26 protein-coding genes are annotated in these 26,786 nt (G+C 37.4%); 21 read left to right on the top strand and 5 right to left on the bottom strand.

The annotated features are described in order from the left end of the window. Nucleotides 1-3 precede the first annotated feature (3 nt). Genes E6H07_04605 through E6H07_04595 form a run of 3 tightly spaced genes read right to left on the bottom strand, consistent with a single transcriptional unit; the run spans nt 4 to nt 4,765 of the window. Complete coding sequence (locus tag E6H07_04605) at nt 4-1,344, bottom strand: DUF418 domain-containing protein (GenBank protein TMI65209.1); 1,341 nt, start codon at nt 1,342-1,344, stop codon at nt 4-6. Between the two features lie 49 nt (nt 1,345-1,393). After that, the gene (locus tag E6H07_04600; protein ID TMI65208.1) at nt 1,394-2,737 is read right to left on the bottom strand and encodes a DUF418 domain-containing protein; all 1,344 of its coding nucleotides are present in this window, start codon (nt 2,735-2,737) and stop codon (nt 1,394-1,396) included. A 39-nt stretch (nt 2,738-2,776) separates the two neighbouring features. Then, a complete protein-coding gene (locus tag E6H07_04595; protein TMI65207.1) occupies nt 2,777-4,765 on the bottom strand; it encodes a S9 family peptidase in 1,989 nt (662 codons plus the stop codon). Between the two features lie 220 nt (nt 4,766-4,985). On the opposite strand from E6H07_04595, the gene E6H07_04590 reads away from it, so the two are divergent. Next, on the top strand, nt 4,986-6,248 hold the full coding sequence (locus E6H07_04590) for a DUF418 domain-containing protein (protein ID TMI65206.1): 1,263 nt from the start codon (nt 4,986-4,988) through the stop codon (nt 6,246-6,248). A 167-nt stretch (nt 6,249-6,415) separates the two neighbouring features. Here the strand turns inward: E6H07_04590 and E6H07_04585 are convergent, their stop codons facing one another. Continuing rightward, complete coding sequence (locus E6H07_04585; GenBank protein TMI65205.1) at nt 6,416-6,619, bottom strand: hypothetical protein; 204 nt, start codon at nt 6,617-6,619, stop codon at nt 6,416-6,418. Between the two features lie 105 nt (nt 6,620-6,724). Here E6H07_04585 and E6H07_04580 point away from each other — a divergent pair, with 105 nt between their 5' ends. From E6H07_04580 to E6H07_04565, 4 genes are read left to right on the top strand one after another with little or no spacing between them, the layout of a single operon-like run. Beyond that, the gene (locus tag E6H07_04580) at nt 6,725-7,447 is read left to right on the top strand and encodes a hypothetical protein (protein TMI65204.1); all 723 of its coding nucleotides are present in this window, start codon (nt 6,725-6,727) and stop codon (nt 7,445-7,447) included. Nucleotides 7,448-7,453: 6 nt separating this feature from the next. Continuing rightward, on the top strand, nt 7,454-8,239 hold the full coding sequence (locus E6H07_04575; protein TMI65203.1) for a hypothetical protein: 786 nt from the start codon (nt 7,454-7,456) through the stop codon (nt 8,237-8,239). An 11-nt stretch (nt 8,240-8,250) separates the two neighbouring features. Further along, complete coding sequence (locus E6H07_04570) at nt 8,251-9,045, top strand: hypothetical protein (protein ID TMI65202.1); 795 nt, start codon at nt 8,251-8,253, stop codon at nt 9,043-9,045. Between the two features lie 6 nt (nt 9,046-9,051). Next, nucleotides 9,052-9,813 carry a hypothetical protein gene (locus E6H07_04565; GenBank protein TMI65201.1) on the top strand — a complete coding sequence of 254 codons (762 nt, stop codon included), beginning with the start codon at nt 9,052-9,054 and terminating at the stop codon, nt 9,811-9,813. Nucleotides 9,814-9,822: 9 nt separating this feature from the next. Here the strand turns inward: E6H07_04565 and E6H07_04560 are convergent, their stop codons facing one another. Beyond that, nucleotides 9,823-11,760 carry a guanylate cyclase gene (locus E6H07_04560; protein ID TMI65200.1) on the bottom strand — a complete coding sequence of 646 codons (1,938 nt, stop codon included), beginning with the start codon at nt 11,758-11,760 and terminating at the stop codon, nt 9,823-9,825. Nucleotides 11,761-11,908: 148 nt separating this feature from the next. Here E6H07_04560 and E6H07_04555 point away from each other — a divergent pair, with 148 nt between their 5' ends. From E6H07_04555 to E6H07_04480, 16 genes are all read left to right on the top strand, one after another. Continuing rightward, complete coding sequence (locus E6H07_04555; GenBank protein ID TMI65199.1) at nt 11,909-12,643, top strand: hypothetical protein; 735 nt, start codon at nt 11,909-11,911, stop codon at nt 12,641-12,643. 6 nt (nt 12,644-12,649) lie between these two features. Further along, nucleotides 12,650-13,390 carry a hypothetical protein gene (locus E6H07_04550; protein ID TMI65198.1) on the top strand — a complete coding sequence of 247 codons (741 nt, stop codon included), beginning with the start codon at nt 12,650-12,652 and terminating at the stop codon, nt 13,388-13,390. Between the two features lie 7 nt (nt 13,391-13,397). Beyond that, nucleotides 13,398-14,162, top strand: coding sequence for a hypothetical protein (locus tag E6H07_04545; protein TMI65197.1), 765 nt, complete (start codon nt 13,398-13,400; stop codon nt 14,160-14,162). 5 nt (nt 14,163-14,167) lie between these two features. Next, entirely contained in the window at nt 14,168-14,893 is a 726-nt protein-coding gene (locus tag E6H07_04540; GenBank protein ID TMI65196.1) for a hypothetical protein, read from the top strand. 108 nt (nt 14,894-15,001) lie between these two features. Beyond that, entirely contained in the window at nt 15,002-16,174 is a 1,173-nt protein-coding gene (locus tag E6H07_04535) for a membrane dipeptidase (protein TMI65195.1), read from the top strand. Nucleotides 16,175-16,202: 28 nt separating this feature from the next. Then, the gene (locus E6H07_04530) at nt 16,203-16,988 is read left to right on the top strand and encodes a hypothetical protein (protein TMI65194.1); all 786 of its coding nucleotides are present in this window, start codon (nt 16,203-16,205) and stop codon (nt 16,986-16,988) included. A 3-nt stretch (nt 16,989-16,991) separates the two neighbouring features. Next, complete coding sequence (locus E6H07_04525; GenBank protein TMI65193.1) at nt 16,992-17,777, top strand: hypothetical protein; 786 nt, start codon at nt 16,992-16,994, stop codon at nt 17,775-17,777. A gap of 6 nt (nt 17,778-17,783) precedes the next feature. Further along, nucleotides 17,784-18,521: a hypothetical protein gene (locus E6H07_04520; protein ID TMI65192.1), complete on the top strand. Its 738-nt coding sequence runs from the start codon at nt 17,784-17,786 to the stop codon at nt 18,519-18,521. 12 nt (nt 18,522-18,533) lie between these two features. Next, complete coding sequence (locus E6H07_04515; GenBank protein ID TMI65191.1) at nt 18,534-19,325, top strand: hypothetical protein; 792 nt, start codon at nt 18,534-18,536, stop codon at nt 19,323-19,325. 19 nt (nt 19,326-19,344) lie between these two features. Beyond that, a complete protein-coding gene (locus E6H07_04510) occupies nt 19,345-20,079 on the top strand; it encodes a hypothetical protein (GenBank protein TMI65190.1) in 735 nt (244 codons plus the stop codon). Nucleotides 20,080-20,087: 8 nt separating this feature from the next. Next, nucleotides 20,088-20,858: a hypothetical protein gene (locus tag E6H07_04505; GenBank protein TMI65189.1), complete on the top strand. Its 771-nt coding sequence runs from the start codon at nt 20,088-20,090 to the stop codon at nt 20,856-20,858. Nucleotides 20,859-20,869: 11 nt separating this feature from the next. Beyond that, nucleotides 20,870-21,655: a hypothetical protein gene (locus E6H07_04500; protein TMI65188.1), complete on the top strand. Its 786-nt coding sequence runs from the start codon at nt 20,870-20,872 to the stop codon at nt 21,653-21,655. A 5-nt stretch (nt 21,656-21,660) separates the two neighbouring features. After that, a complete protein-coding gene (locus E6H07_04495) occupies nt 21,661-22,401 on the top strand; it encodes a hypothetical protein (GenBank protein ID TMI65187.1) in 741 nt (246 codons plus the stop codon). Between the two features lie 57 nt (nt 22,402-22,458). Further along, nucleotides 22,459-24,672, top strand: coding sequence for an acylase (locus tag E6H07_04490; GenBank protein TMI65186.1), 2,214 nt, complete (start codon nt 22,459-22,461; stop codon nt 24,670-24,672). Nucleotides 24,673-24,713: 41 nt separating this feature from the next. Next, on the top strand, nt 24,714-26,036 hold the full coding sequence (locus tag E6H07_04485; GenBank protein ID TMI65185.1) for a serine hydrolase: 1,323 nt from the start codon (nt 24,714-24,716) through the stop codon (nt 26,034-26,036). A 7-nt stretch (nt 26,037-26,043) separates the two neighbouring features. After that, nucleotides 26,044-26,784 (top strand): hypothetical protein, encoded by a 741-nt coding sequence (locus E6H07_04480; protein ID TMI65184.1) that lies wholly within the window; start codon nt 26,044-26,046, stop codon nt 26,782-26,784. Nucleotides 26,785-26,786 lie beyond the last annotated feature (2 nt).

Below are 26,786 nucleotides of genomic sequence, written 5' to 3'. Positions count from 1 at the left end.
AAGTTAAGGTGTTTCTGTAACTACTGTCGCTGAATTATTTTTCCTGAAAGGTTGTTTTTTCCAATAAGTTAAACTCCTCCATGCCCACTCCATCGGGCCAAACCGGAAATAATGCAACCAGATATTGCTATAAATGATTTGTATTATCCATACGGCTGCTACTACATAATATATTTCATGTCGCTGTAGTTTTCCAAACATACCAAAACCTATTCCATAGAAAAACAAACCACACATTAATGATTGCATAAGGTAATTGGTAAATGCCATTTGTCCAACGGGCCGCAGCAATGCAAAGAGCCATTTAAACCAACCGGACTTATATAGCAGCATAATTAATCCTAATATGCCTATTGCACGAAAAGTACGGGACACATTATAATACGAAAATGGAATTTTCTTTGTTTGTTCAAACCAGTTGAACTGTGCATTAATGATTGGCTGAAGACGGAAATAGGAAATGATTAACCCGGCACCTAGCCCGATTATACACATCCACAAGTATGTTTTAACAGTAGCCTGCCCGGTTAATATACCCATTTTAAAAAAAGCCATTCCAAGAAACATAAAAAGTAAAACATCCCAGGGTTCAAGAAACAGGTATTGTACTAATTGATCAAGATAGCGTCCGGTTCTGTATTCATAGAGCACTTCATAATTTCCGGTGACTTTTTCTATTGCTTTTTCTCTTCGCTTTAACCTGCTTTCAGGCGAACTGTTTTTCTTCATATCCTCCATTGCGCCCAACTGTTCTTTTTGAACAAGAGTGAGTTTTGTTTTAGTAGTATCAATGGCTGCAATCATTTCTCCGCGATGAATAATTTCTTTATCATGATACAAATCCCGGTTTTCTCTTGCGAGAATAAAAATTAAACAGAAGCCTGCACCAATCAATAGTTTTTTTGATGGCAGATTACGAAATGCGAACATGAGCATTCCTAGGCAGGCATAATCGAGTAATATATCACCAGACCACAGAAGAATAAAAACATCGATCAATGAAAAAACAATTAACCATAATTGCCGGCGAAAAAAATAATCTGCCGGCATCATTCCATCCAATCTCTTTTCTTTTCCGCCAATAAAAAGAAGAATGCCTGCACCAAATAGCATAGAGAAGATGGCTCTTTGAGTTCCTTCAGGAAACCATTCTACAAAATGCCAGGTTTTAAAATCGATTGTATCCCATTCGTTGAGTATATAGGGATCACCAGGTAATGAAAAGCCCGGAATATTCATTAATAATATTCCAAGAATAGCAAAGCCTCTAAGACTATCGAGAATAACTATTCTTTCCTGTTGTGATACAGGCCCGGTTAATGTAGTTGTTGACCCATTTGCCATATCATTTGAATTAAATTTTCAGAGAATGATATTTATTAAAAACTAAAAATTATACAACTCCTGTAGTTTCTGTACTTGAATTGTTTTTCCTAAAAGGTTGTTTTTTCCAATAAGTTAAACTCCTCCAGGCCCACTCCAACGGTCCGAAACGGAAATAATGCAACCAGATATGGCTCCAAACAATTTCAAGTGCCCATGTTGCTGCCACTACATAATATATCTGATGACGTTCCAGTTTTCCATACATACCAAAGCCAACACCATAGAAATACAGCCCAACTAAAAATGATTGCATCAGGTAATTAGTAAATGCCATTTGCCCGACAGGACGCATTAATGCAAACAACCATTTAAACCAACCTGATTTATACAACAACATGATCAATCCAAATATTCCCAATGCCCTGAAGGTTCTGGATATTTCATAAAATTCAAACGAAACATTTTTTGTGTATTCAAATCCGTTGAACTTATGTTCAATCAGCGGTTGCAACCGAAAATAAGAAAGTACCAAGCCAATACCTAAGCCACCAATGAATAAGAACCAATATGTTTTTACTGGTGCCAGTCCTGTGATCACTCCATTTTTAAAAAACGCCATTCCCAGAAACATAAAAACCATAATATCCCATAAGATATAGTAAGTGTGCACTTCACCATTGAAACTTCTTTCACTCTGGTATTTATAAAAACCGGCATAATCACCTCTTACAATTGCAAGATTTTTTTCCATCAACTTCTTTTTGGCTTCCGAGGATGATTTTTCTTTCATTCCCGTCATTGCACCTAATTTTTCTTTCTGCTCGTCCGTCAACTTTGTTGTTGTTGTATCTATTTTGGCGATTGCTTCTCCTTGAACGATCATATCCCTTCGACGGGTTGCATCTACATTTTCTCTTGTCGTCATCAGCACTAATGATATAACAGCTCCAATGATCAATGTTTTTGGCGAGAGCCGACGGAATGCAAACATGATGATGCCGACAATTGCATAATGAAATAAAATATCCCAAAACCATAAAAGCACAAAAGCATTGAATAAGCCAAACACTAGTAGCCATAATTGTCGGCGAATAAAATAATCTGTTGGCCAAAGGCCATCTAATTTTTTTTCCTGCCGGGTGATGAATAAAATAATACCGGCACCAAATAACATGGAGAATAATGCCCGCTGGCTTCCTTCCATAAACCATTCAATAAAATACCATGTTTTAAAATTAGTACCAGACTCACTCAATACAGATGGATCGTATAATGCCGGGTCTGGTAATGCAAATCCCGGAATGTTCATCAGCAGTATTCCAAGTATTGCAATACCCCGGAGGCTATCAAGAATAATAATTCGTTCTTGCTGGCTGACGGGGGCAGCCAATGTTGTTGGTTCGTTTGACATACAATTGATTTTGGTGGTGTGACTTGTTTATTCTATTATTTAAAAGCCTTTCTTTTCTCCAATAAATTTATCAAACCATTCTACATTGGTTTGCATTGTTTTTAAAACCATACGTGGTTCCTGCGGACCATGTGGCTGGCGTGGTAATGCAAGTAAACGAACCGGAACATTTCTTCTTCGCAAGGCATTATAAAACATTACCGAATTGCTGAATGGAACTCTTTGATCTGCTTCACCATGTTGTAGCATTACCGGTGTTTTTACATTTTGTACAAACCTGATAGGTGAATGTGCATCATACTTACTCCAATCGTCCCATGGATTAGACTGGAAATAAGAAGGAAGAAAACCTTCAATATCATCTGTCAGGTTCTGATGCGATAGGTCAACTACCGGTGCACCGATAGATGCAACTTTAAAACGATCGGTATGACCAACGATCCAACTGCTCATAAAACCACCATAACTCCAACCCATCACTCCCATTTTACTTTCATCAGCCACTCCCATTTTTATTACATGATCTACACCTGCCATCAAGTCCTCAAAATCTTTACCACCCCAATCATTGCGATTAGCCATTCGAAAATCTGTACCATAACCGGAAGATCCTCTTGGATTAGGACGAAGCACTGCATAACCTGCTTCTGCAAATGCAGCAATAGGATATGCGCCTTGATTGCCAGCCACACAAGCTTGTGTAAATACACCAGCAGGTCCGCCATGTACATTTAATATAAACGGAACTTTTGTTCCGGCTTTATAATTGATGGGGTAAGTAAGCAAACCTTCGATCTCTTTACCATCAGCGCCTTTCCATTTCACTACTTCAGTTTTTGGTAACGCTTTGCCTGCATGTTCCGAATTGATACTTGAAATTTTTACAGGCGAATAACTACTGAGTGAACTGATATAAGCTTCCGGTAGTTGAGCTGTGTTTTGTAAAGTAAATCCAATATATGTTGCTGTTGCATTAAGCGTTCCGCCGCCAACAAAATCTTTTGTGCCTTTTGTCCATTCGGTAATATTTTTTCCATCGGTACTCAATGCATAAATACTGTTGAGTGTTTTATTGGCTTCAGCCCATAAAAGATTTTTACCGTCAGCTGTCCAGCCAAGAAGGCCGCCATTTTCATCGGGTGTTGCTTTCAACCGCCAGCTTTTTCCATCTGCAAGGGAATAAATTTTAGCATGTCTTGCTCCTGACCAGTCAACCGGATCTGCACTGCTATAATATGCAATCATTTTTCCATCAGGGCTAAATAAAGGATTGGATTCACCTGCACCGGTATTTGCAATTGATTTGATATTTCCGGTTTCAATATCGATTAAAGAAATATCGCTGTATACGTTATCATTTACTTCAGGTGTTTTCCCATGACTGTAAGCAATCGTTTTTCCATCGGGACTCCAGTCAAATGCATTTACATTGTAATTCTCTTTGGTCAATTTTTTCTGAACAACTTTTCCGGCAGTATCTTTTTTATCGAGCCATAAAACAAACAGCCGGTTTTGTTTTACTTCTTCATCCATATAGTACCAGTCATTCTTCGCTTTCTTATCTTTTTCTTCTTTAGCTTCTGATGCATCTATCATAGTAAAAGCGATCATCTTTCCATCGTGGCTCCAGGAGTAACCACCAACACTGCTTTTTACATCCGTTATTTTTTCTGCTTCACCGCCACCAACGGGTAAAACATATAAATTGTTTTTACTGTCTCTTGAAGAAGTAAAAGCTATCCATTTGCCATCCGGGCTCCATTGCGGGTTTGCTGAATTCTTATCGCCTTTAGTAAGCTGAATAGAATTACTTCCATCGGCATTGCATAACCATACCTGGTTTACATATTCGCTACGATCATCCGTCATCATCGCTTCACGAACAGTGTAGAGCACTTTCATACCATCGGGTGAAGGAACAACGGCCGTGATGTTTTTTATTTTCAGGCATTGCTCAGGGCTCCAGTTTTTTTGTGCAAGCATAACAACCGGGAATAATAATGCGGCAAGCAAAAATCTTGGTTTCATATCAGTTGTTTTAACGAGTGATTAAATGGTAGGGATATTCAGCATTCAAAGGGAAGGTTGTTAAGATGAGAACATACAAGTTAAGAAGCCGGAAGGATAAAGCAAAACTGGATATTTATTTCCCTGTCTGTTATAAAATTCATAGATTCATAGATTAGTTCCCTCCCCTTGCGAACAAACATTACCTGCCCGCAAATCAACTTAAAAAACGAACCAACTAATGCAAACTTTAGCTCCCGTTCAGTCATCCGAACGTGAAATTTTTATGGATGTACTCCGCGGTTTTGCCATCCTCGGAATTTTTATTGCCAACCTCGGAAGTGGTCTTTCCTGGTATGATGAAAGCGCCAATCTTACGGGGCCATTCCTGGTGCCTGGCTGGGATCATAAGATGACATTCATCCATCATATGCTAATAGAAGGAAAGTTTTATTCCATTTTCAGTTTATTGTTCGGTTGGGGTATTGCATTGCAAATAAAAAGAGGAATGGCAAGAGGTGTGGATGCCATACCTACCATTAAAAGAAGGTTATTGTTTATGCTGCTACTGGGTGCGGTTCATTTAATGATATGGCCCGGTGATATTGTTTTCTTTTATGGATTGCTTGGATTTTTATTATTACCTCTCAGAAAATTTTCCAATAAAACATTGCTGATAACAGGCGGCATATTGATCCTTTCACCAATATTATTATATGGTTTAAAAATGCAGTTCCCTGTTTTAAATTTTCCAGCTGAAAAATTAAACCAGGCAGGTGATTGGACGAACAGCCAGTTGAGTCCGCAGTTTGACACGATAAAAAGCCAGGAAGAATTTGAGGCGGTAATGAAAAATGCAAACTGGTGGGATGTTTTCAAAATGAATGTTGCCGGATTTTTTTATCGCTATGGCTATTTGATCTTCATCAGCCGTATTTCAAAAGTGTTGGGTATGTTCCTCATCGGATATGTAATTGGCCGTACTGATTTTTATAAAAACATCATGCAGCATAAAAAAATTGTGTATTGGGTGATCGGAATTGGTTTTGCGATCGGTCTTCCATGTAATTATTTTTTGGCGCATTATATGGCAACTGCCGAGGGTGATTATTTTCAATTGAAAGAAAAAGGACTTTACCAGACAATTGTGTACGCATTCGGCGTGGCGCCACTTGCATTAGCTTACGTTGGAAGTTTTATGTTATTGTTTCAAAATCCTGTTTGTAAAAAAATACTCTCGTTAATTGCACCTGCAGGTAAAATGGCTTTTAGTAATTATATCACGCAATCGCTGGTGGGGAATTTTGTTTTTCTTGGTGCAGGCCTGGGCTTTATGGGGCAGGTAGGCCCCGTTTATTATACCATCTTTGGGTTTGGATTTTTTATCCTTCAGGTTATCATCAGTACCATTTGGTTAAAGTATTTTAATTATGGCCCGATTGAATGGATATGGCGCAGCGCTACTTATAAAAAATGGCAACCAATGCGAAAGCAAACGACATAAATAGATTTTATGGAAGTACCTGAACTATACTTCTCTCACTTCATTTATTTTGAAACCATTTTCCAAAAAAAAAGAAATTAATCGCCGGGAAACTATCAACCGGGAGAAAAATAAAATGGCCACAACTCAAATAAAAATTGTAGCCATTAAAGGTCGTCTTTCACCGATCAATATGGAGGAGCGTTGAATCCTGATTCCGTAGTTGTTTCCTTTTTGCCAAACATATTTTTCATGCCTGGAAAATTTTTATCCAAAAAACCCGTACCTCTTTTTTTAAGATCAGCTTTTTGTTCCGGAGTCATTTTAGAATATTTCTGGTATCCAATGGCTGCGGCCGCTGCCAGGATCAGACCCACAAATGATTTTTGCATAATATAAAAGTTTTAGTTTAAAGAATGCGATTTCCATTTACCTTATAAAAAAATCGTGCCGTATTAGCCGGCGTTGCAACCTTAATATTATTTATATTTATAATTATGGAAGTACACCACCACTCCCACACTTCAAGAAAAAAATGGACACATTATTTCTGGGAATTTCTCATGTTGTTTCTTGCTGTGTTCTGTGGATTTTTAGCAGAGTACCAGCTGGAGCATAAGATTGAAAAAGACAGGGAAAACATTTTAGCGAAAGCTTTTTTTGAAGATCTAAAAAAAGATACAGCAGCCTTGCATTTGGCATTTTCCTTTAGTGATAAAAAACTGAACGCCTGCGACACTGTCCTTGAAATGCTACACCGACCTCGTACTAGTTGGAATGATACCAACTTTTATAAAAGTTATTCTTATAATTTGATCGCATATCCTTTCATAGCAACGAATGGCACATATGAACAAATGAAAACGTCTGGTTCATTGCGTTATTTCAAGCAGTCGCTTGTTAACCAGATGAATGCTTATGATGTGCAACTTAAGAAAACAGGATACAGGGACGATGTAGAAGATAAAGGCCTTTGGATTCTTGCTACTTATAGTATGGACTTACTAAATATAGAAGTTCTTTCTGACATCAGGTTTAACAAGCCAATAACGCATGATGCATATATAAAAATCACAGATAAAGACAATATAGGTAAATTAATTAATCTAGTAATGATGATGAAAGGTTTCCGTACCCGTACCCTTCAGGAATATGAGGCACAATTAAAAATCGCTGACACTTTACTTAATGCGCTGGAAAAAGAATATCACCTGAAATAAATTTTTATGGAAGTACATGCCCACACACATACCCCAAGAAAAAAATGGACCCATTATTTCTGGGAATTTTTTATGTTGTTCCTTGCAGTGTTCTGCGGATTTTTAGCAGAGTACCAGTTAGAACATAAGATCGAAAAAGACAGGGCAAAGGAACTGGCAGAAAGCCTTTACGAGGAAGTGTATGCTGACTCGGTCACGATGCAGAACAAAATAAATATGCGCTTGCAAAAAGAAGAGCGGATGCAGTACTTCAGGAATTACGTTTCCGACAGTGACCTTACCAAACTTTCTGAAAAATTTTATCCAAGCTTTGCCTGGACTGCTGTTTTAACCACCAGTATAATCTTTGAACCCAATGATGGGATATTGAGCCAGCTGAGAAATTCCGGAGCACTTCGTTATTTTAAAAGCACACGGCTGCAAAATTCGATCAGCCATATCAATGTGGCAATTTCAAATGCCAGGGAAAGGAATATACAGGAGTATCATTTTATAGAACAGTTCGTAAGGCCTTTTACATTGAAGCATTATGATTTTAAATGGATGGACGACTATACACAAAACGGTAAGCAAAGTATTTTGCAGTCTCTTGCCCAAACAAATTATCATACTTCGGTAACACCCATAATCAAAAACATACAAGACTTCAAAAGAGAAGATGCAGAAGGGCTTGTTGCTTATTACCAGCTGGTGCTTAGAGCAACGAGACAGATACATTACCAGGCATATATTGAAAGAAATCATGAATTGCTTCAAACACTTAGAGCGGAATATGGATTTAAAATCGAATAATATAAAAAATTATGGAAGTACACCACCACCCACACACCTCAAGAAAAAAATGGAACCATTATTTCTGGGAGTTTTTAATGCTATTCCTTGCTGTGTTCTGCGGATTTTTGGCAGAATATCAACTGGAGCATAAAATAGAAAAGAACAAGGAGAAACAATTTATGGTGTCAATGATCGAAGACCTGAAAGCAGATACCAGTGCAATTTCAATACTTAATAAACAACGTTACGGTAGGATCCAGATGTATGACTCGTTAAGTAATTCTATCATTGAAAGAAAATACATGCAGAATGGGGGCGCCTTTTATTATTGGGGGCGAAATATTTCCCGCAGAGCTTTTTTCTTTTCTGCTGACGGAACCATGCAACAATTAAAAAATTCAGGCGGACTTCGGTTGATAAGCGATCAAACCATTTCAGATAAAATAATTGGGTATGATGTTCTTTACAGAAACATCATGCTTCAACAGGATCTGGAGGAGGTACAGTTGAACGAATACCGTGGCATAGCTGCAAGAATATTTGATGCCGCTGTTTTCAGCAAAATGACAAGAGGGCTTACAAATGAAAGGCCAGGAGAGAACCTTCAATTAAAAGATAGCACCATTTTATTAAGCGGCTTTTTTGAAAGACCGACGGATAATCCTCAACCAAAAGATAGCTCACCAATTGCATTAAATGAATTGGCAAACAGGCTTAATTACTGGGCGGCCGGCTCACAACGCCTTCTGCAACTTTTGGAGCAACTTAAAAAAATGGCATTTGAATTAATAGACCTGATAAAAAACGAATACCACCTGAAATAAAATATTATGGAAGTACATGCACATACCCATACTGCAAGAAAAAAATGGACACACTACCTCTGGGAGTTCTTAATGTTATTCCTTGCTGTGTTCTGCGGTTTTCTTGCAGAAAATCAACGGGAACATATGATAGAACACCAGCGGGAAAAAATATTAATAACTGAGGTGGTAGAAGATCTTAAAAAAGATTCCTCATTTCTTACCTGGTGTATAAACAGTATTATTCCTAATCATGTAAAGCTGCTGGATTCTGCGATCACTTTATTACAACAACGGGGAAATGAAAAAGACAGGGAAACCTACCAGGCTTATTTAACAGCAACAGAATGGAATTTTAATTACGTTCCTACTGATCGTACTTTATCGCAATTGAGAAGTTACGGACACAGGTTGATCAGGAACAGCGTGGTTGCTGATGTTTTAAGTGAACTTGAGATATTGTATAGAGTGTACCTAAATACCAACGATCATGTTCATGATCTGCAAAATGATATTGATGAATCAGCATATATTTTTGCTGATACCGCTGTCCTGGGTCGTTTATTTATCACAGATTATCCATTTCCAAATGATGTTTCAATAGATCTTAATGATATACCATTAACAGCCAGGATCAATAAAACTGATCCGGGGTTTCAAAACTTTATTGCGAAGTTAAAAAAATACAATTTTTATTTAGCTACTAGTGTGAAAGGAGAATATATCCGGGTATTAAAATCTTTGGATTCCACAATGAGTGTTCTGAAAAAAGAATATCACCTGGAATAAAAACAGTTTTTAGCTTTGTGCGGTTTTTAAAGAAGTGCTCCTTTGAAGTAATTCCATAACCTGCGGATCTTCTTTTATTCCTATCATCATCGGGTATTCCAAATAGTAATAGATAGTATTCAGATCTTTATTGATGCAGTTGTTTAAATATTGAAAAGTTTTTTCCTTATCCCTCATTGCCCACCAAACCATTAACAGGTCTCCGTCCATTGCCAGTTCTGGCTCTTCCCTTTGTCGCTGTTCAAGTTTACTGATACATTCCAATGCTGTTTCTTTTTGCCCGAGCCGGGCATAGGCATAACCAAGGGGTGCCAAACTTTTAAGAGGATGATTAGCCAGTTGATGCACTTCCTGGAAAAATTCCAACGCTTTTTTCCAGTCACCTTTCATTCCAACACACCAACCTTTCATTTCAATGGCAAGTCTCATTTTTGGATTAATCTCCAGTTGTTTTTCTGCAATGCGATAAGCTTTGTCATAATGCTCCGCCATTGTATAAGCCTCACCCAGGTAATTATTGATAACAGTTGAAAGCGGATCGATCTCTAAAGCTTTTTCCAAAACTTTTACCGCTTCTTCTTTTTTTCCAGTTACTATAAAATAATAGCCAAGTAACCTGTATGTTTCAGTATAAGCAGGGTTAAGCTGCAGCGCTTTTTGCAGGGAATCATAAGCTGCCTGCCATTTCATTTCATAAAATAAGTGAACCCTCGCTTTGGCAATATGACTCTCTGCTATGCTATTATCAAGCTTCAATGCTTTATCACTGTATTGATCAGCGAATCCGAATGCTTTGTCAGGCCTTAACTGGCCTGTTGCACCAAGATTTGAATAAGCGACCGCCATCATTGCATAGGCTTGTGCATAATCCGGCTCGAGGTCAATTGCCTGCTGAAAGCATTCAATTGCTTTGTATGTATCAGCAGGTGTGAGTTTATTCCAGAAATGCAATCCTTTTAAGTAAAGCGTATATGCATTGATGTTTTTAGCGGAAGCCTTTACAAATTGTTCATTTTTTGAAGCAAGCGATAAATTTTCACGAAGACGATTAGCAATTATATTACTGATCTCATCCTGCACCTTGAAAATATCGGTAAGATCACGGTCATAGTTTTCACTCCATACATTATATCCGTCCGCTGCGTTTATTAATTGTGCCGTTATGCGAACCCTGTTGGAGGCTTTGCGAACGCTGCCTTCTAAAATTTTATCTACGTTTAATTTAACGGCTATCTCACGAACATCATCCAGTTTGCCTTTGAAGGCAAAAGCTGAAGTACGGGAAGTAACCTGTAATCCTTCCACTTTTGTCAACGAATTCAATAACTCTTCAGTAATTCCATCGCTGAAATATTCATTTTCAGGATCGCCGCTAAGATTTACAAATGGCAAAACAGCAAGACGGTTTGCAGGAGGTTTTGTTTTTCCTTTTAATTCATCACGGGAAGGAACTGTTAAGCCTTGGTTTGAAACAGCAAAAATGCGAACAGGTAATTTTATATTTTTCAATTCAAAGTATCCCATCTCACGAAGAGAAATATCGGTTTGATTTTTTACTTCATCAGCTAATTTCTCAGAAATGAAAATACTGCCGGGCACTGCAAGCGATTCAATTCTTGAGGCAAGATTTACGCCATCGCCATAGATTGTTTCATTTTCAATAGATATATCACCGGTGTGCAAGCCGATCCGCAGATCAACTTTTGGTTCCTGTTGTAATTGTTTTTGAATTTCAATGGCGCTGTTCACAGCATCAATAGCACTGGAAAAAATGCTAAGAGCACCATCGCCATAATATTGAAGGATCTTTCCGTTATAATTTTTTGCAGTTGACTCGAGCACCTCTTTCAGGTGTTTTTGTTTGGCTTTTGCCAATTGCTCATTCTCCTGCATCAGGGCGGTGTACCCTGCCATATCCACAAACATTATAGCTGCCAGTTGTCGCATAAAAAAAGAACACGAAAATAAGGAGAATGTATGTTGGATTTGCAAGGGAAATGAGAATAAAAAATCCATCCTGATAATTTGCAAGTACTAACTTTAAAGCTGCGCCGAACCACCGACTTTACAGCAACCAAAATTATAACCACCAAACATGGAAGTACACCACCATTCTCCTACTTCACGAAAAAAATGGACACATTATCTCTGGGAGTTTCTCATGTTATTCCTTGCTGTGTTCTGCGGATTTTTGGCAGAATACCAACTTGAACATAAAATTGAGAAAGACAGGGAAAAGATTTATATAAGTAACCTGTATGAAGATTTAAAATCGGATACAGCTATTTACAACGAATACGGAAGAACCGGCAAAGAGTTCGATGCCCGAATCGATTCGTTGATGAGGTTACTCAGAAGTCCCGGCAGGAGTGCCCACCTCGATAAAATTTATTATTATGCAAGGGTACTTACGCTCAACACCAATATTGCTATCCCGAGCCAACGCACTTTTACCCAGATGAAAAATTCCGGCCTGCTGCGTTTGATCAGCAAACAGAAGGTGGCGGATAATGTATCATCGTATTACCTGGAGTTGGATGAAATTTTATCTCAGAATGGTTTTATCCTGGGCATGATCTCAGATTACTGGGACGAAGCAGGAAATCTATTTGATGCAGAAGTTCTTTACAGGATAAGGATAGAAAAAAAAATACCGGATAATAAGAACCTTAAGTTAATGACGGAGGACCCGGTTGTGATCAATAAGTTTCTTGTAAATGCCCAGTATCTATATGGCAGCCGGAAGAAGCAAAGTGAAGATGTGAAAGTGCGTTTCCAAAGGGCAATTGAGTTAATATCATTAATTCAGAAAGAATATCACCTGAAATAAACATTTATGGAAGTACATGCACACTCACATACCACCCGAAAAAAATGGACGCATTATTTCTGGGAGTTTCTCATGTTATTCCTTGCTGTGTTCTGTGGTTTTCTTGCAGAAAATCAAAGAGAACATATGATAGAACACAGCCGTGAAAAGCAATATATAAATTCTTTAATAAAGGATGTGGAGCTGGATATAGCCTCACTAAAACTTTCATTGGGTGTCCGCAAAAGGTATATCAATTATTATGATTCGCTGGTGTTTTTGCTGAAACAAAATAACAAGAAAACAGTGAATGATATTTATTATTATTCAAGGTTTCTTGGCAGAATGGATGAGTTTAAATATCATGACAGGACGATCCAACAACTAAAAAGTTCAGGAAGCTTAAGACTTATCCGGAATAAAAAAGTTGCTGACAGTATTGTTATTTATGATAATGAGGTGATAAAGGAAATTTTAAATCAACAGGAACGTGAAAACAATGTCAGACTTGACATTTACTATACTAGTGTTGGTAAAGTATTAGATGGGTATGTATGGAATGATATGGTAGATGATAATGGTATAATATCCCGGTATACAGGCAATCCGCCTCCAATATCTGCCAACCCAAAAGACATCAACGAATTTGTTGTTAAGGTGATCTATATCAAGACATCCTACCGCCTTACAAATAAAACAATTGAAACAGCTATTACTGTTGCTAATGAGTTAATTGCTCTTTTTAAAAAAGAATATCACTTGAAATAAATCATTTATGGAGGTACATGCTCATTCACATTCTCATGGAAAGAAAAACTGGAAACAATATTTCTGGGAGTTTCTAATGTTATTTCTTGCTGTAACGCTTGGATTTTTTGTAGAGAATCAACGGGAACATATTGTAGAGCGTCAACGGGCAACTCAATATGCAAAGGCATTGCTCAGAGACCTGGAAAAAGATACTGTTGAGATACGTGATGTTATGCGTGAAAATAAAATTATACTGGCCTGTTTTGATAGTGCCAGGTCGATCATCCATCAACGTATAAAAAATTACATGGCTCCAGGGGCTTTTTATTATTATAGTAATGTGGTTGCCAGTGCTCCTTCTGTTTCCTGGAATGATGCTACGATCATTCAAATTACTCAATCGGGAAACCTGCGTTATTTTACAAATGCCGAACTGGTCAATAAGATCAGTTATTATTATTCCCAGATCAATTATGTAAAACTTCTGAATGCGAATGACAGGGGTGTAAGAGATAGATCAATGGAAATAAGGAGCCGTGTATTGAATAATTACGAGTACGCAAGGTTCTCTACTTACTCGACGGATGACTGGTTACGCTTACCCGATACTTTAATGAAAAGGATGTTTCCTGTTCAAACCAATGATGCAAATCTGTTAAATGAATTTGCCAACAGTTTTGAAAACAGGAGAAGGGTCCTTGATCTTGTGATGAAACGTGTTTACCCTGCATCAATTAAAGACGCAGTGGAACTCATAAGTTTATTGAAAGAAGAATATCAATTGAAATAAATACTATGGAAGTACATGCACACACACATACCGCAAGAAAAAAATGGACACATTATTTCTGGGAGTTTTTAATGTTATTCCTTGCTGTGTTCTGCGGATTTTTGGCAGAGAACCAAAGAGAGCATTATGTCGAGAATCAACGTGAAAAGAAATTTGCAAGGCGATTATTGTCAGACATTCGTGAAGATTCAACGTTCTTTCAAGTAAGACTTCAAAAATTACAGGAGAGGCAGAAAGTACATGCTCAATTTATGGAAATTATGACTGGCCCTGTGAAACCCACTGACTCTGTATTGATGTCAAATTTTTTTCTGTTACTAAAAAGTTTTAAACCAGAATTTACAACAGCCACCTATAGTCAAATGAAAGCATCGGGCAGTTTGCGTTATATTCAAAATGATGATCTTACCACTGCATTGCAAAAATATTACGAGATTATGTTGCCAAGGGCCAATTATGATGCTGAAGGAGTAGATAAACATTTTACAGAATATACTGTCCCGTATATGATAAAGCATTTTCGATTCCAGGATCTAAATACCTTGAATGATTCGGCTTATAATAAAAAATATGTCATTCTCGACCGTACTCCCGGATCAGATCAGGAACTTATTAATATTATGGGCATTAATGATGCCGCCTGTAATGCTCTGCTTGGTAAGCAAACGCCAGCGATGAAAAAAGCTTTTGAATTAATTGATCTGTTAAAAAAAGAATATCACTTGAAATAAAATAACTATGGAAGTACATGCACACACACACTGCAAGAAAAAAATGGACACATTGCTAATCTTTTACATACATTGAAAACAGCATATTATCTGAAATAAACAGGAAAGATGAAAACAAAAATTTTACTGCTCAGTATTTTATTCACGCAGCAACTTGTGGCGCAATCCTATAAAAAAACTCATGCGAAAGCCATTGTTGTGGATACACACAATGATATACTGATGAAGGCTGCTGATATAGGAGTTGTATTTGACCAGGACCTTACTGGTAAAACACATTCCGATCTGGCCCGATGGAAAAAAGGCGGGCTGGATGTACAATTGTTCTCTGTTTATTGCGATGGAGGTTTAAAAAATCCGTATGCCTTTGCAAACAGGGAAATGGACAGCCTTGATGCGGTGGCTGCACGCAATCCTGATAAAATTGTAAAGGTTGCCAATTATGCTGAACTGCTAAAAGCAGTGAAACAACATAAGATCGCTGCCATGTTTGGAGTGGAAGGTGGTCATATGATCGAAGATGATCTGGGTAAATTAGATGCATTGTATAATCGTGGCGCAAGGTACATGACCTTAACACATAACACAGCTCCATCCTGGGCTACGAGTGCAGCTGATGAAACAACAAAACCCGATCTGCAACATAAAGGACTTACAGATTTTGGTAAACAAGTTGTAAAACGCATGAATGAACTTGGAATGATGATAGATGTGAGCCATGTCGGCGAACAAACTTTCCGGGATATAATAAACATCACTTCAAAACCGATCATTGCTTCACATAGTTGCGTTTATAATCTTACACCGCATCGGCGCAACTTAAAAGATGAACAAATAAAAGCAATTGCAAAAAACGGTGGAGTTATTCAACTCAATTTTAATCCCGGTTTTATTGACAGTACCGCCGGAAAAATGGAAGAATTGTTTTTTCAAAAACATGCAGCAGAAATAGATTCATTGCTGAAAAGCGGCATGAAAGGTTTTTATACGGAAGACTATATTGTAGCTAAGTACACAGCGGAAGCTGACAACATCCGGCCACCTCTATCAATGCTCATTCAGCATATTGATTACATCGTTAAATTGGTTGGAGTTGATTATGTTGGTCTCGGTTCTGATTTTGATGGCATTAACATTACACCGAAACAATTAGATGATGTAACAGCTTATCCTTTAATTACAAAAGCACTGGTAGAAAAAGGGTATAGCAAAAAGGATATCAATAAAATTCTTGGGGGAAATCTTTTACGGGTCTTAAAAGCAAATGAAAAAAAATTGTGACCAGGGAAATGAAATTTAATAATAATTTATGGAAGTACACCACCATTCACACTCTTCAAGAAAAAAATGGATCCATTATTTCTGGGAGTTTTTAATGTTGTTCCTTGCTGTGTTCTGCGGATTTTTAGCAGAATATCAACTGGAACATAAAATAGAAAAAGACAGAGCGAAGGAATTGGCAAAAAGTTTTTATGAAGAATTGAAAACCGATTCTGCCAATGCAGTAGTAAAAGTTCAGAACCGAATCAAACTGGAAAAGGGCATGAAGTACCTGATAAAGTACTTCAAAAGCGGCGACCTTTCAAACGTACCCAAAGAATTTGTACTGAGTTTTGAATACGGCATCAACTTCCGAAGTCCTTCTTTGTTTGAACCACGGACCGTAATTCTTGATCAGTTAAAAAATTCAGGTTCGTTACGGTATTTTAAAAACAACAGATTGCAACAGTTGATAGGAGACCTGACAGTTGTTATTAAAAATATTTATGACAGACAGGAAATGGAAAGTCAGTATAGAGTGGAACTTATCAACCCACTGATACTAAAACATTATGATTTTGATTTTGATACCCGGTTAAGGGAAAATGATAAATCTATTTTGGTTGAAATTGAGAAATATGAATTGAGTAGCGATAGTATTCCTTACCAGTTTAAAGGAATAGATAAGCTGGACAGAGAGAATATAGGAAGTATACTATCATTTTATGGCAGCAACCTTATCAGCTCTACCCGGATAACGTTTATTCAAAAATACATGGACCTGAATGCTGAATTATTAAAAGAGTTGAGAAAAGAATACCGTATAAAAAATTAGAATATGGAAGTACATGCACACTCACACACGCCGCGAAAAAAATGGACACATTATTTCTGGGAGTTTTTAATGTTATTCCTTGCTGTGTTCTGTGGATTTTTAGCAGAGTATCAATTGGAACATAAGATTGAAAAAGACCGGGCAAAAGAGCTGGCAAGGAATCTTTACGATGAACTCCGTGATGATTCGGTCAATATCAGTTTAAGAGTGAAAAATCGTCTGCGGCAGGAAAATTCTCTCAAATGGCTTATGGCATATTTTAAGGATAGCAGCCTCAGTAATGTTTCCAAAACTTTTTCTATTCATTTTTTATATGGTATCCATTTCAGGACACCTTCAGTTTTTGAAGCCAGGACAATAGTGCTTGAACAACTTAAAAACTCCGGGTCGTTACGTTATTTCAGGAGCCAGGAATTGCAAAAGCTCATAGGAGACCTTTCAGTAGCTATTCTTCAAATTAACGATCGCCAGGCACTTGAAAATAATATCAGGGAGCAATTTCTTCAACCTTTTACAATTAGCCATTACGACTACGAATTCGATTCAAGGATCACAAGCGGTGGTACACTACTATTCATTGATGCAATTGCCAGATATGAAAAAAGTGATGAGACCATTCCTTTCCATTTTGGTCATATGGAAAACTTTGACAGGAAGACAGCGATCAATGTCCTCGGTCTTTTCGGAATGAGTGCTATTAGGGCCACACGTCAGCAGCATTTTCAAAAATATATTGACCTGAACACTGAATTGCTAAGAGAATTAAGGAAAGAATATCACCTCAAATAATTTTTTATGGAAGTACATAGCCACACCCACACACCACGGAAAAAGTGGACCCATTATTTTTGGGAATTTCTCATGCTATTCCTGGCAGTTATTGCTGGCTTTTATGCGGAGAATATCCGGGAACACAAAGTCGAACATAAGCGAGGTAAGGAATACCTGAGAAGTTTTCTTGCCGACCTAAAATCCGATACTGTCACTTACAAGGGACTCCTCGAAACTTATGATAAGAAAGTGAAAGTGCTCAGCCATAACTATGATTGTTACACTATAATTAAAAAAGGTGGGGATTTTAACGAATGTCTTTCGGAGATCCTTGTTTGGTCTTTTGGTTTCCCGGATATTATCACTGAAGACAGGACATTACAACAACTGAAAAGCTCGGGGGCATTAAGATTAATTTCGAAACAAGATGCAGACAGTATTACAAAATATGATTCTGAATTGCGGGAACAATTACAGGGGGAACGAACAGGGGTACAGGAAATTCAAACACTTTTACGTAATGCATATTTTGAATTGTTGAACTACGATGTGTATTATAAAGGCATTATGCAGAATAGTGATAGAAGGTTTATCCCGGGAACCAATTTGATCAATAACAAGGATCAGTCAAAAATAGACAGGTTATTTTCAATTATATCGCGGTATCAGCAATTAATGAGAAACCAATATCATAATATCTATGACCTAAATGAAAGAGCTAAATCCTTGATAAACTATTTCTCAGAAAAGTATCATTTTTAAAAATTAGAACGAATGGAAGTACATGCACATACACATACGTCAAGAAAAAAATGGACCCACTATTTCTGGGAATTTTTGATGTTGTTCCTTGCTGTGTTCTGCGGATTTTTGGCAGAGTACCAGTTGGAGCATAAAATAGAAAAGGAAAGAGCCAGAAAGTATATGTATGATATGGTAGAAAACTTAAAGTATGATACCATTCGCTATAATCGAAATCTGGTTAATAATGAAACCATAGGCAAGCAACTGGATTCATTGAGGGCTGAAATCAGCCACGCCGTAAACGGGCAAATTAATGGCAATCGGCTATATGAATTATGGTTAAAATGCTCAGATTTTAATTCAGTTGTATTCAACCGTACAGCCATCACCCAATTAAAAAATTCAGGTAGTTTTCGTTTAATTAAAAATGATGTAATGTCTTCATCAATCAGTGATTATTATGAACGGAAAATATCTGCCTGTGAAGACCAGGAAGAGAAACTAAGGAGATCCAATGAACGGCTCAGCATCTCCAGTGCCAGGTTTTTTTATTATGAGCCCTTTGATCAAATGCTTTCAACAGAAACAACATTTAAAGAACTAACCCCAGATTCAATCATCAGCAGAAACAATAAGATCTTAAATAGTGATCCACCCCTTACCCTATTAAACAACAATCCTGCCGATCTAAAACTTTTATATAATGATGTTGCCATAAATGAAAACAACATGAAAGAGTACAATGCTTATCTGCGATGGGCAAGAGAAACGGCTATTGCTTTGATGCAGGAAATTGATAAAGAATATCATTTTAAAAAATAACCGGAAACACAATTGATTTATGGAAGTACATGCTCACACTCATACCGCAAGAAAAAGATGGACACATTATTTCTGGGAGTTTTTAATGTTGTTCCTTGCTGTGTTCTGCGGTTTTTTGGCAGAGTATCAGCTGGAGCATAAAATAGAAAGAGACAGGGAGAAGATTTATATGCAGAATATGCTCGATGATTTGAAAACCGACACAGCAATTTATTCAGACTACGCTGCAAGAAATGCAGTGGTCCGGGATTTGGTGGATACCCTAACATTTTTAATAAAAAGACCAGACCGGAGAATGTATATAAGCAAACTTGCTTATTCTGCAAGGATACTTACTGCTAAATGGAAACAAATAGCCATGGTAAAGCGTACCTATGAAGAGATGAAAAGCTCTGGCCATTTAAGATTGATACGGAATAAAGATGTGGCCGGAAAAGTTTCTTCTTATTATAGCTCTTTATCTGAGTTGGATACTTACAATGAGGTGGGTATGGTATGGAGTGATAATTATGCTGAGGCTATGGCAAAAATTTTTGATGGTGAAGCTTTGCTGAAAATAATTAAAGAAAAAAAGCAAGTGAATTTAACCGGTGATGCATTGATTAGTGAAGACAAAATTGCTATTAACGAGCTGCTGACAAGTGCCGGGTATTTTTATGGTGCCTTGTCGCTGAACAACAATGTAGCTGCTGACAGAAAAATAAATGCAAACCAACTTATTGAACTGATCAAAACAAAATACAAGTTAAAATAATAACCCCCATGGAAGTACATGCACACTCACATACAGCAAGAAAAAAATGGACACATTATTTCTGGGAGTTTTTAATGTTATTCCTCGCTGTTTCATTGGGGTTTTATGCTGAAAACACCCGGGAAGGCATTCTTCACAAAAAAGAAGTGAAGACACAATTGAACTCTATGTTATCCGATCTTCAATCAGATATCACTCTTTTTGATTCGGTAACAGACCGTAATAGTTACAGTGCACAGATGGCCGATTCATTGATCGAATTGCTGCACTCCGATATTACAAACACTACGGATATTTATTTTGCCGCCAGAACTGTTACTGCCAATCTTGGATATTACTATACCAACTCAAAGTCTTTTGAGCAGCTTAAGACTGCAGGCTTGCTCCGGTATATAAAGGACAAAGAATTGCTCGATAGTATCGGCACCTATTATGCATCCTTTCAGTGGCTGGAAAATCAGATAGACCTGCTGCGTTTGAAAATGGATGAAATTCACAAAGGGAATACCCGGTTGTTTGACAGTTATGTTTTTCAGGAAATGACGATGAATATAAAAATTATCTCTAGAAGTAATTCGAATGGCCAAAGAACAACTATCAGCAAACCTTTGGTAAAGCCATCTCTGCTTTCTACTGATGTAAAGGATATAAACACCGTATCGCTAAACTATCATTACTATTCCACTACCATTAAATTTTATATCCGTAATGCTATCGCCCTTCAAAACTGGGCAAAAGGGCTTATTGAAGCAATTAAAAAAGAATATTCTTTTGACTAAAGTATAAACGTATGGAAGTACATGCTCACACTCATACCGCAAGAAAAAGATGGACACATTATTTCTGGGAGTTCCTGATGTTATTCCTGGCTGTGTTCTGTGGTTTTTTAGCCGAGTATCAATTGGAACATACCATCGAACATCAGCGGGAGAAAGAATATGCCAAAGCATTGTATGATGAGCTATATGCCGACTCTATTGTATTTGCTAATAAAATAAAAGGAAGGCTGGGAAAAGAAAAAGATTGTGATTACCTGGTCAGCTATATCCGCGATAGTTCATTAACGAATTTGTCAAAAGAGTTTTACCCTGCTTATACTGTTGTAATGTATTTAATTACCAGCTACACATTTGAACCCAAAGATGGGGTTCTGAGTCAGCTCAAAGGTTCGGGTTCGCTCAGGTATTTTAAAAGTGCATACCTGCAAAAACTTTTTGGTGAGATCAGCACCTATATCAACAATGTTCGTGACAGAAACGACCAGGAATACCAGTTCTTTGCCAATCCTATAAAACCGTTTGATTTAAAACACTATGATTTTGGCTGGATGAATGAATTGAGGAAGCAAGATCAAAACGGATATAACATGGATCTTATTGCCAGGTACCGGGCTAGTGACACTTTCATAAAAGCAGGAATATTAAATCTTGAATCTTTTGACAGAAAAGAAGTAATAAATATGATATTGTTTTATAAACAAATGCTGGTATCAACACGGACACTGGCGATGAAAGATTATATGACAGCTAATCAAAAATTATTACAAGAACTGCGTAAAGAATATAAACTGAAATAAAATTTATGGAAGTACATGCTCATTCACATACAGCAAGAAAAAAATGGACACATTATTTCTGGGAGTTTCTCATGTTGTTCCTTGCTGTGTTCTGTGGTTTTTTAGCAGAGTATCAATTGGAGCATCAAATTGAGAAAGACAGGGAGAAGCAATATATGGTAAGCCTGTTGAAAGATCTGCAGCTTGATACAGCAATGCTCGAAAGCGTATATCAATTAGGAGTGCAGCAAAAAACTATTGCAGACACCCTGGTTGAGACAATTAATAACGAACTCCTTACTCCTAATACTATTAAAAAGATCTATTTACTTGGCTCAAACTCCACAAGAGTTGTCGACGTTGGATTCGAAAACAGCACATCTTCCCAGCTTAAAAATTCCGGGTCTATGCGACTTATTAGAAAAAAAATAGTTTCCGATTCCCTTCTTAAATATTGGCAATATGTAGAAACGTGTAATAACATAAGTGACCGTTTAGATTTTATTGCTTCAGGCAGGAGTGATGTATCTGCCAGGTTATTTCACAATAAATATCTTATACGGGAAATTGGTCCGCTTGGTGCAGTTACTATTATCAAAGACGGAGCAGCATTGATCAGTAATGACCCCGCCTTACTTGCAGAGTATTCTAACCGTACGTATTCGAGAAAACATATATTGAATAATTATTTATCAGTGATGCAGTGGACAAAAAGCAGGGCAACGAGATTAATTGAAATAATCAGGGATGAATATGACCTGGAATGATAAGGATTGTTGAACATTAAAAAGTACTATAACCTGTAATAATTTGTAAATTGACTCATGAAAAGAATAACCTTCCTCCTGCTTTTTTTTCCACTTCAAATATTCTCACAATCCCCGTCCGTACCGGCACGGGCGGATTTTTCCAAAGAAGAAATTACCCGTTGGGAAAAGCAGGTAAAAAAGGTAACCATCATCCGTGATAACTGGGGCATACCGCATATATATGGTAAATCAGACGCAGATGCTGTATTTGGTTTACTATATGCACAATGTGAAGATGATTTCAAACGGGTGGAGATGAATTATATTGAAAAACTGGGGAGAATGGCAGAAGTAAAAGGCGAAAGCTCTTTGTATGATGACCTGTTGATAAGATTGGTAATTGACCAACAAGAAGCCAGAGCAGATTATAACAAAGCTCCTGCATGGTTAAAAAAATTATGTATTGCTTTTGCCGATGGTATTAATTATTACTTGTATAAAAACCCTTCTGTTCAGCCGGCCTTGCTAAAGCACTTTGAAGCCTGGTATCCTTTGCTGTGGACAGATGGAAGCATCGGAGCCATCAGTACAGCAGATATTTCTATGAATGATCTGAAGAGTTTATATTCTCCTGAATCTTTTACTGCATTGAACCAGGAAGAAAAAGAAGAAGTAGTGACTGGTTCAAATGGGTTTGCATTTTCACCAAAAATTACTGCATCCGGAAACTCTATATTATATATTAACCCACATGTTACTTTTTATTTCCGTCCCGAAGTGCATATGGTAAGTGAAGAAGGTTTGAATGCTTATGGCGCTGTAACATGGGGACAGTTTTTCGTTTACCAGGGTTTTAATGAACACTGCGGATGGATGCACACTTCAAGTGCAGTAGATGCAGCCGATACTTATATAGAAAAAGTTTCGAAAAAAGATAATGGTTGGGTGTATGAGTATGATGGCAAACAGAAACCGGTTGTTCAAAAAATAATTCCGATAGCAGTAAATAAAGGAGATGGAAATAAAACAACAATGATCATTAATGCTCTGTTCACTCATCATGGCCCTATTATGGCAAGACGAAACGGACAATTGATAAGTGTAAAAGCGGATAACCGAATTATGAATGGATTGATACAATGCTGGCAGCGGACAAAAGCAACAAGTTTTGAAGCATTTAAAAAAACACTGGATTTAAAAGGAAATATTTCTAACAATACCGTGTATGCAGATGCAGATGGCAATATTGCTTACTGGCATGGCAACCGCATACCTGTAAGAGATACTAAATATGACTGGAGCAAAGCTGTTGATGGAAGTATATCTGCAACCGAATGGAAAGGCTATCATAATATCAGCGAAACGGTTCAAAGCATTAACCCTGTAAATGGCTGGTTGCAGAATTGTAACTCTACTCCCTATACAGTTGCCGGTAACAATAGCCCGAAGAAAGAAAACTATCCTGCCTATATGGCGCCGGATGGAGAAAACTTTCGTGGTGTGAATGCTGTAAGAGTATTAAGCGAAGAAAATAAGTATGATATTGATAAAGTGATCAAAGCGGGTTATGATAAAAGACTTTCAGCATTTGAAATATTAGTTCCTGCATTAGTAAGTTCATTTGAAAAAAATATTTCATACAATGATTCATTGTATGCTTTGCTTATAGGGCCCGTATCTATTTTAAAGAACTGGGATTACAGATGTGGTGAAAATTCAATTGCCACAACACTTGCCGTTGAGTGGGGACAAAAAATTGGAACTGCAATGGCGAGAATAAAGATCAGCAATAAAGAAAATGCTGACCAGGTAGATAAAGCAAATTATTTTGCCACTAATGCAAAGCCCGATGAATTATTACAACCGTTACTTGCAACAATCAATGATCTGCAAAATAAATTTGGCCGCTGGCAAATTCCATGGGGAGAGATCAATCGTTTTCAGCGCATCTCCTCCGACATTGATAACAAATTTGATGACAGCAAACCAAGTATTCCCGATGGTTTTGTATCTTCTACATGGGGTATGTTACCTTCATATTCAAGCCGCAGTTTTCCCAATACTAAAAAAAGATATGGCATACACGGTAACAGTTTTATTTGCGCTGTTGAGTTCGGCAAAAAAATAAAAGCAAAATCATTGCTGGCCGGAGGTAATAGCGGTAAAGAAAACTCACCCCATTTTTTTGACCAGGGAGAAATGTATAGTAAAGGGATCTTTAAAGATGTATTGTTTTATAAGGAGGATGTAATGAAGCATATTGAAAGAAGTTATCACCCGGGAGAATAATTCAGTTAATAGATTTCATCGTCACATAAATTTAAATAAACATGAAAAAGGTTTTCCTATTGCTTATGCTGCCGCTTTCAATGGCTGCGCAAAAAAATTATCCGCAATTGCTGGATCAGTATATGCAGGCCCAGGCAGATATTAAAGGCTTCAGCGGTGCTGTGCTGGTAATGAAACAAAATAAAGTGTTACTGAGAAAAGGATATGGTCTTGCAGACAGGGAATGGAGTATTGCTAATACCGCGGATGCAAAATTCAGGATCGGCTCAGTCACTAAACAATTTACTGCTGCTTGTATCCTTCAATTGGTGGAAAAAGGAAAATTATCATTGGATGATAAGCTCAGTAAATTCTATCCCGATTTTCCTAAAGGAGATAGTGTTACTATTCATATGCTGCTCAATCATACATCCGGCATTGCAAGTTATACAGATCAGAAAAACTTTGTGGAAGTAGCAACACTACCCTGGTCAAAGGATTCGATCATTGCCTATTTTAAAAAAGTTCCTTACAATTTTTCACCTGGTACAAAATGGACCTATAATAATTCCGGTTATTTTTTATTAGGCTGTATTATCGAAAAGGTCAGCGGCCAATCTTATAATGATTACCTGCGACAAAACATATTAGATAAACTTGGTATGAAGAATTCCGGGGTAGATAAACTGGATAGTGTGCTTTCATTAAGGGCAAAGGGATATTCCCGGAAAGGAAAACAAACAAACAATGCTGATTATATCAGTATGGAATGGCCATTCAGCGCTGGCTTTTTGTATTCTACGCTTGATGATCTGTATAAATGGGATAGGGCCCTTTACGGTAATGCGGTTCTTACAGATGCTTCAAAGCAAAAAATGTTTACACCGGGAAAAAGTAATTATGGATACGGTGTCATTATTGACTCGATGGAAAAACATTTTCGTATCTGGCATAATGGAGGCATACCCGGTTTTTCAACCAACCTAAGCAGGTTTGTAAATGATGATATCTGTACAGTTGTATTTTCAAACAACGAGATGAACACTGATTTTATAGCTATCGCCATGGCAGATATCTTATTCGACCTGCCGGTTGAAGTTCCTTATATACATAAAGAAGTAAAAATTGATCCGGCACTTTTAGACAGGTATGTTGGAAAGTATTCTGCCGGCTTAACGCTTGAGCTTATTAAGAAAGATGGAAAGCTATACCGCCACCGCGATGGTACTCCTGATATAGAACTGAAACCTGAATCGGAAACAAAATTCTTTTATTCGGATGATACAGATCGCCAGTTGGAATTTGAGGTTGATGCTTCAGGTAAAGTAATCAAAACCTGGTTCTTTAACAGCGGGCAAAAAGGAGAGATCAAAAAGATCCAATAAATCATTTATGGAAGTACATGCACACACTCATACCCCAAGAAAAAGATGGAGACACTATTTGTGGGAATTTTTAATGCTATTTCTCGCTGTGTTCTGTGGATTTTTAGCAGAATACCAGCTGGAGCATAAAATTGAAAAGGACAGGGAACTGCAATACATAAAATCTCTGTATGAAGACCTGAGAGAAAATGATAAAATGTTCAGCCAGGAATTAATTAAGCAAAGAAAGCGTATTACCATTATGGATAGTATGATCAATATGCTTAACTATCCCGGTAGTATATGTGGTAAAGAAGGTCTTTTATATTATTTCGCAAGAATGTCACCTCGTTTGCAAACCCTTACGGTCAATAACCGCACATTTGAACAACTTAAAAATTCTGGAAACTTTCGTTTGATCAGAAAAATTGAAACATCTAATCAAATTATGGCGTACTATGAAAACGTTCCGATGATCCGGTTAATTGAAGAACTTTTTTTTGGAGAATTTGATCAATATAAATCTATAGCTTCCCGGATTTTTGACCCGGCGATATTCACCAGCATGGAAATGAAGGATGGTGAAATAGCTCGGACAGATCTGAACCCACCATTGCAATCTTATGATATCAGCCTCATAAAGCAATTGTCTGTATTTGCAGTTTATATCAATGGGTCCGGAAGAGGGATCATTCAGCGGATAACAGAGCTAAAACATACAGGAGAAGCAATGATAAGTTATCTTCAAAAAGAATATCATTTACAATAAAG

The sequence above is a fragment of the Bacteroidota bacterium genome (genome assembly GCA_005882315.1).
Classification (GTDB): domain Bacteria; phylum Bacteroidota; class Bacteroidia; order Chitinophagales; family Chitinophagaceae; genus VBAR01.
The sequence above is the reverse complement of the archived record's forward strand: the minus strand, read 5'-3'. Positions and strand labels throughout refer to the sequence as shown.